The organism is Kitasatospora sp. NPDC043949 (assembly GCF_056435365.1).
Window position 1 is genome coordinate 20,559 of sequence record NZ_JBWKEQ010000068.1, and the last position, 6,827, is coordinate 27,385.

Here is a 6,827-nt window from a genome sequence, read left to right on the forward strand (position 1 = left end):
CGGGCGCCATCACGGCAAGTGCCATCGGCGGCAACGGAATCGTGGGCGGCACGAAGTTCGTCGGGTCGACTCCGCGGCCCGGCCTTCACCGCCGTCGCTTTCGCGGCCGCCTCCTGCCGGGAGCCGAAAATCCTCCTGCCAGGGCGCCGGAGGTCGACAGGGGTGCCGTCCGAGGGCGCGGAGCGGTGTTCCAGGAGCGGGATCCCAGAGCCTTAAACCGTTCCTAAAACCTTCCCACAGCGGGCTTCCGATGCCCCGGAAGTGCTTGACGTGCACAGCTGGTCTAGTCCAGTTTGATGCTCAGCACCGCGCTCCTCCCCCGCACCGGACCAGCCCCCATGCTGCCGCCCGCCCCGCGTATCCCCCTTCGCGGCGCGGGCGGCCCCACGTCCCGAGAGGCACCCCCATGCCCAGCGCGCCCCAGCCCGCCCCCACGCACCGCCGCACCGCCGGTCGCACCAAGCTGCTGAGCCTCGCCGCCGCCACCGCGCTCGCCGCCGGCGGCCTCGCCACGCTCGCCGGGAACGCCGGCGCCGCCGACGGCAACCTGCTGGCCAACCCCGGCCTGGAGAGCGGCACGCTCAGCCCGTGGAGCTGTTCCGGCGGGACCGGCAGCGTCGTCAACTCCGGTGCGCACAGCGGCAGCTACGCACTGAAGGGGGCGGTCGGCGCGAGCGACACCGCACAGTGCGGCCAGACCGTCACCGTCCAGCCCAACACCACGTACAACCTCAGCGCCTGGGTGCAGGGCCAGTACGTCTACCTGGGTGCCACCGGCAGCGGCGTCACCGACCCGGCCATCTGGACGCCGGGCGGCGCCAACTGGCAGCAGCTGTCCACCAGTTTCACCACCGGCCCGGCCACCACCAGCGTCACCGTCTACCTGCACGGCTGGTACGGGCAGGGCGCCTACCTCGCCGACGACATCACGCTCACCGGCCCCGGCGGCGGCAACCCCACCACCCCGCCGCCCACTTCGGGCACCCCGACCGGCGGCCCCACCGGCACGCCCACCGGCGGCCCGAGCACCCCGCCGCCGAACGTCGCCGTCCCCGTCGCGCCCTACATCGACATGGGCGCCTGGCCCACCCCGTCCATGCCCGACATGGCCAAGTCCGGCAACCTCAAGGCCTACACCATGGGCTTCGTCACCGGCGTCGGCTGCAAGGCCAGCTGGTTCAACGCCTACGACCCGCGCACCGGCTGGGCCAAGGACCAGATCGACGCGCTGCGCGCGTCCGGCGGCGACGTCAAGCTCTCCTTCGGCGGCGCCAGCGGCACCGAACTCGCCGCCGCCTGCACCACCGTGGACTCGCTGTTCGCCGAGTACGACGCCGTGGTCAACGCCTACAACCTGCGCTACGTCGACTTCGACATCGAGGGCGCGGCCATCGCCGACACCGCCTCCAACGACCGCCGCTCCGCCGCGCTCGCCAAGCTCCAGCAGGCCCACCCCGGCCTCAAGGTCTCCTTCACCCTGCCCGTCCTGCCCGAGGGCCTGACCACCGAAGGCGTCGCCATCGTCAAGTCCGCCCGCGACGCCGGGGTCGCCGTCGACCTGGTGAACATCATGGCGATGGACTACTACCGGACCGGCACCGACTACGGCAACGCCGCCGTGCAGGCCGCCCAGGCCCTGTTCGGCCAGCTCAAGGCGCTCTACCCGGCGAAGACCGACGCCCAGCTGTGGGCCATGGTCGGCGTCACCCCGATGATCGGCGAGAACGACGACCACCAGATCTACAACCAGGCCGCCGCCCAGCAGTTGGTGACCTTCGCCCGGCAGAACCACCTCGGCCTGCTGGCCTTCTGGGACGCCACCCGCGACGCCAACGCCTGCACCGGCGGCTCGCTCTCCAAGTGCACCAACATCGCGCAGCAGCCGTACGAGTTCGCGAAGATCTTCGCCCAGTACGCGGGCTGACCGCACCTCACGGGCCGACCCCCGCCTCGGCAGGGGTCGGCCCGGTGCCAGGGGTGTTCCTCAAGGGCCGCCAGGAGGCGAAGCGGTGACGGTGGCCGCGGCTCAGGTGTCGTAGCAGCCGTCCCACGGGGCGTGGAAGCCGAGGCCGTCGGGGTAGAGCTCGGCCCAGACCCCGCCCTCGCCGTCCTCGCCCTCTTCTTCCTTGTCCTCGTCCTCCTCGTCCGTCTCGTCCTCCTCGTCCGTCTCGATGACCAGCCCGAACAGCGACCCCTCGACCCGGACGGCGAACGGCGCGATGGCGATGTCCCCGTACGCGCGGCCGGGGAGGGCGTCGGCCAGTCGGCGAGGAGTGCGCGGGCGGCCTCGACGGCCGCCTTCTCGCCGTCCGCCGTCGTGCCGGTCGAGTGGATGCGCGAGTCGAGGTGCCGGCCGGCGTCGTCGAAGCGGTGGAGCACCGCGAACCAGCGCTTCTGCGCCTGCCAGTTCTCGACGTCGGCCCCGACCTCCGGGAAGGCCGCCGTGACGGAGGCGAGGAACTGGCCGCCCTCGCACCGGCCGATGGTGCGGGTGCGGTAGTCGGGCTCGTACCGGATGGGGATCAGGTCGGGAACGCTCATGACCGAACCGTACGGCTGAGCTGTGACAACCCCCGGCCCGGAGACGGCTCCGGGCCGGGCACTGCTGCGGGCCGGAGCCGGCTACGGGCCGGGCCCGGTCGGCCGACGGTTCGTTCAGCGCCCGGTGGGCAGGTTGGCCCCTCCCGTGCAGTCGAACACCACGCCCGTCACGAAGGTGTTGGCGGCCAGCAGGTGGATCGCCTGCGCGACGTCCTCGGCCCGGCCGACGCGGCCGACCGGGGTGGTGGCGGCGAGACCGTCGAACAGCGCCGTCCGCTGCCCGGCCGGGACGCGGTCCCACCACGGGGTGTCGATGACGCCGGGCGAGACGGCGTTGATCCGCAGCGGGGCGAGTTCGACGGCCAGCGGCGGGACCATCGCCTCCAGCGCGCCGTTGATGGCGGCGAGTCCGGCGGTGCCGGGGAACGCGGCGCGGGCGGAGGCCGCGGTGATCAGCGTGACGGATCCGTCCGACCGCAGGTGCGGCAGCGCCGCCTGGAGAACGCGGACCTGCGGCCAGAACTTGGCGTCGAACCCGGTGGCGAGGTCGGCCAGGTCGAGCTGGGCGAACGGACCGCTGCCGGCCGCGCCGCTGACCGCGACGACCAGGTGGTCGACGGTGCCGGACTGGGCGAAGAAGGCCGCGACGGCCTCGGGGTCGGCCGCGTCCAGCTGGTGGCCGGTGGCCCTGCCGCCGATCCGGGCGACGGCGGCGTCCAGCCGGTCCCGGCCGCGGCCGGTGATCACGACCTCGGCGCCGTCCGCGGCGAAGGCGGTGGCCGCGGCCTCGCCGATGCCCGAGCTGCCGCCCATCACGACGACGCGCTGTCCGGCGAAGAGGTTTGACGTGGTGCTCATGGTGGCGTGTCCTTCATATTGTCGAGACCGCTAGTTCCGTCAATAATGTTATCGAGACTGCTAGTCTTGTCAAGCGGGGGAAGAAGAAAGGGAACCCCATGACCGAAGCCCGCCCGCACACCGGACGCCGCCGCAACGAGGCCGCCCACCAGGCGATCCTCGATGCGGCCCTGCACCTGCTCGCCGAGTCCGACGGCACCCCCGTCACCATCGACGCCATCGCCCGCAGCGCCGGCGTCGGCAAGCAGACCGTCTACCGCTGGTGGCCTTCCAAGGGCGCCGTCCTGCTCGACGCCCTCACCGACCGCGCCGACCAGGACGTCCCCGGCCCCGACACCGGCACCCTGCGCACCGACCTCCGCGCCTTCATCGCCACCACCTTCGACGGCTCCCAGCGCGACACCACCGCCCCCGCCCTGCGCACCCTCGTCCGCGAAGCCGCCCGCGACCCCCACCTCGCCGACCTCATGCAGACCTTCACCGCCACCCGCCGCACCACCCTGCGCGACCTCCTCGCCCGCGGCCGCGAACGCGGCGAACTCGCCGACGACACCGACCTCGACCTGATCGTCGACCAGGTCTACGGCGTCTTCTGGTACCGCTTCATCCTCGGCCACGCCCCCCTCGACGCCACCGTCGCCGACCGGCTCACCAACTCCCTGGTCGCCGGGAACAGTTAGGCCCCCTCCGGCGGATCCTGCCGGGCGCCCACGCCGGTTGATCATCCGATCCGCCTTCGGTACCGTCCCGTGGGGCCCTCCCTGCGGGACGGCACCCGTCCGGGGAGGGGACATTCATGCAAGGGCGAGGCGCGGCAAGGCCGTTCACATCCCGCCCGGCGCGACGTTCGGCCGCGCTGGTTGCGGCCGCGACCGCCGCCGTCGCCCTGGCGGCCGGCTGCGCGGCCGGGGACCCGGATCCGGATCCGAGGGCGTACCCGGGCAGCCCGAAGGGGCAGACCCTCGAAAAGGTGACGAAGGCGTTCGGGCTGGACCTGCCCGCGTGCGACCTTCAGGGCGTCGGGTTCCACGGATCGGCGAAGTACCCCGGGGAGGTCCTGAACCTGAGCTTCCGGGCACCGAAGGACTGCGTGGACCGCTTCCTCGCCGACCACTCGGTGGACCTGGCCCGCCCCGTCCCCTGGAGCCCCGGGCAGGGGGCCGGGACGGGCTTCGACTCCGACACCGAGACCCGGACCTTCGGCTGGTCCTTCGACAAGAACGTGACCTACGACCTCTTCGTCGACTTCACGACCTCCACCGGAAGCCGCTTCAGCGTGCTGGCCGACCCCGGGCAGACCGAGCGGACGGTGTACCTGGAGGCCCGCCACCTCGGCGGTTCCTGAACCCGGAGGCCCGCGCCCGCCCTCGGCCCGCCCTCAGCCCGCCCTCAGCCCGACCGACGAGTCCCGCTGGGCGCCGCTCCAGGGCCGTGTCCGTTCAGACGTCCGACGGCCCGCGGCGCCGGATCAGCGGCAGGTAGACCTCGTCCACGATCTCGATCAGGACGTCGTCGGGCGCGGTCGGCACGCCCCGCACCACGAACTCGTTGCGCAGCAGCACCACCGCCACCGTGGCGACCCTGGGGTGGAGCGCCTCGGGGGCCGCTTCGCCACGGGCGACCGCGCGCCCCAGGACGGTGAGCCAGGGGGCGGCCGCGGCCTCGCCGGACTGGTCCTGGAGCTGCGCCAGGAACTCCGCCGCGCCACCGGCGGCGGCCAGGAGTTCGCGCAGGATCGCGCCGAGCGGGGAGCTCCAGTGCCGGTTCGCCTGGCGGAGCAACTCCAGGGCGTCCCCGCGTAGTTCACCGGTGTCGGGGGGCACGGCGGCGGTGGCCAGCTGCTTGTAGGCGGCGATGCCGAGGGCCAGGCGGTTGGGCCAGCGGCGGTAGAGGGCGTTCTTGTTGGTGCTGGCGCGGGCGGCGACCTTGTCCATGGTCAGCCCGGCGAATCCGGACTCGGTGAGCTCCGCCACCGCCGCCCGGAGGATCGCCTCCTCCAGCGCCGCCCCGCGCCGCCGCGTCTGCCCGGCCATGGCCCTCGTCCCGTCCGATCCAGTCCGACCCCGTCGCCGGTACCGCCGTCGATACCGCCCCCTACCCTCCCATCCTTCTTGTCCTCTCCGTCCCACACCAACTAGGGTACTGGCCGTACCGTATTTGCCTGCTCCCCGTCCCACCCCCAGGAAGGCAGGACACCGTGCGCGCCAAAGGCATCAGCTACGACACCGGATTCGTCAGGAACGGGTCGTACTCCCGCAGCCGGTTCGACCCGAAGGAGGTCGAACGCGAACTGCGCATCATCCGCGACGACCTGCACTGCAACGCGGTCCGCATCATGGGCGGCGACCCCGACCGGATCGAACTCGCCGCCGGACTCGCCGCCGACCTCGGACTGGAGGTCTGGTACTCCCCGTACCCGCTGGAACTCGCCGCCGACGAACTCCTGGCCCTGTTCGCCGACTGCGCCGAGCGCGCGGAACGGCTGCGGCGGCGCGGGGCCGAGGTGGTGTTCGTCACCGGGGCCGAACTCAGCCTGATGAACCCGGGGTTCCTGCCCGGCGACACCACGGACGAACGCATCGCCCTGCTCAGCCGACCCGAGCTCGTCCGCGAACACCTCGGACCGGTCAGCGGCCGGGTCAACGCGTTCCTCGACCAGGCCGTGACCACCGTCCGCGAACACTTCGGCGGACGCGTCACCTACGCCGCCGTACCACTGGAGCGCGTCGACTGGACGCCCTTCGACCTCATCTCCCTCGACCTCTACCGCTCCGCCGAGACCGCCGACCGGTTCGCCGACGGCGTCCACGACCTGGCTGCGCAGGGAAAGCCCGTCGCCATCACCGAGTTCGGCTCCGCCGGCTACCGCGGCGCGGGCGACCGGGGCGCGCTCGGCCTGGACATCGTCGAGTACGACGCCGAGGGCCCCGTCCGCCTGAAGGCCGCCTACGAGCGCGACGAGGCCGGCCAGGCCACCTACCTGCGCGAACTGCTGGAGGCCTTCGACGCCGGCGGCATCGACGCCACCTTCGTCTTCACCTTCGCCCTCTACGACCACGTGCACCGCCCCGACGCCGACCCCCGCGACGACCTCGACCTCGCCAGCTACGGCATCGTCAAGGTCTACGAGGACCGCCCCGGCACCACCTACCCCGACCTCCCCTGGGACCCCAAGGCCGCCTTCACCACCCTCGCCACCTACCACCACACCCACTGACCAGGCCCCGCCCGCGCACCGCCCGCGGGAAATTATGCAGACCGGTCTACTGATCCCCACCCTCGCGCGCTGCCCACCCACCCCACCTCGGGGGGGGGGGGGGGGGGGGGGGGGGGGGGGGTGTTGTGAGACGAAGAGAAAGAAAAGAAAAAGAGAACGCGGGGAACGGTTTGAGGTGTTGGCGTGAGGGAAAACACCACCCCCCACCACG

Annotated in this window: 7 protein-coding genes; 4 read left to right on the plus strand and 3 right to left on the minus strand. The window is 72.5% G+C overall.

The features are described from left to right. Window positions 1-406 precede the first annotated feature (406 nt). Window positions 407-1,924, plus strand: coding sequence for a carbohydrate binding domain-containing protein (locus AC07AL_RS34755; RefSeq protein WP_363631454.1), 1,518 nt, complete (start codon window positions 407-409; stop codon window positions 1,922-1,924). A gap of 102 nt (window positions 1,925-2,026) precedes the next feature. Here the strand turns inward: AC07AL_RS34755 and AC07AL_RS34760 are convergent, their stop codons facing one another. Together AC07AL_RS34760 and AC07AL_RS34765 are read right to left on the minus strand one after the other, a co-directional pair. Further along, window positions 2,027-2,476, minus strand: a complete 450-nt coding sequence (locus tag AC07AL_RS34760; RefSeq protein WP_478319335.1) for a hypothetical protein — start codon at window positions 2,474-2,476, stop codon at window positions 2,027-2,029. A gap of 179 nt (window positions 2,477-2,655) precedes the next feature. Further along, complete coding sequence (locus AC07AL_RS34765) at window positions 2,656-3,399, minus strand: SDR family oxidoreductase (protein WP_400989723.1); 744 nt, start codon at window positions 3,397-3,399, stop codon at window positions 2,656-2,658. A 98-nt stretch (window positions 3,400-3,497) separates the two neighbouring features. Here AC07AL_RS34765 and AC07AL_RS34770 point away from each other — a divergent pair, with 98 nt between their 5' ends. Further along, entirely contained in the window at window positions 3,498-4,079 is a 582-nt protein-coding gene (locus AC07AL_RS34770; RefSeq protein ID WP_363585699.1) for a TetR/AcrR family transcriptional regulator, read from the plus strand. Window positions 4,080-4,369: 290 nt separating this feature from the next. Next, complete coding sequence (locus AC07AL_RS34775) at window positions 4,370-4,744, plus strand: hypothetical protein (RefSeq protein WP_400811372.1); 375 nt, start codon at window positions 4,370-4,372, stop codon at window positions 4,742-4,744. 94 nt (window positions 4,745-4,838) lie between these two features. Here AC07AL_RS34775 and AC07AL_RS34780 read toward each other — a convergent pair whose 3' ends face one another. Next, complete coding sequence (locus AC07AL_RS34780; RefSeq protein ID WP_363631457.1) at window positions 4,839-5,432, minus strand: TetR-like C-terminal domain-containing protein; 594 nt, start codon at window positions 5,430-5,432, stop codon at window positions 4,839-4,841. Between the two features lie 164 nt (window positions 5,433-5,596). On the opposite strand from AC07AL_RS34780, the gene AC07AL_RS34785 reads away from it, so the two are divergent. After that, a complete protein-coding gene (locus AC07AL_RS34785; protein WP_478319336.1) occupies window positions 5,597-6,616 on the plus strand; it encodes a hypothetical protein in 1,020 nt (339 codons plus the stop codon). Window positions 6,617-6,827: the final 211 nt, after the last annotated feature.

Bases quoted from the DNA above. Each gene is read 5' to 3' on its own strand.
- AC07AL_RS34755 (WP_363631454.1), top strand. From the start codon at position 407: ATGCCCAGCGCGCCCCAGCCCGCCCCCACGCACCGCCGCACCGCCGGT.
- AC07AL_RS34765 (WP_400989723.1), bottom strand. From the start codon at position 3,399: ATGAGCACCACGTCAAACCTCTTCGCCGGACAGCGCGTCGTCGTGATG.
- AC07AL_RS34770 (WP_363585699.1), top strand. From the start codon at position 3,498: ATGACCGAAGCCCGCCCGCACACCGGACGCCGCCGCAACGAGGCCGCC.
- AC07AL_RS34780 (WP_363631457.1), bottom strand. From the start codon at position 5,432: ATGGCCGGGCAGACGCGGCGGCGCGGGGCGGCGCTGGAGGAGGCGATC.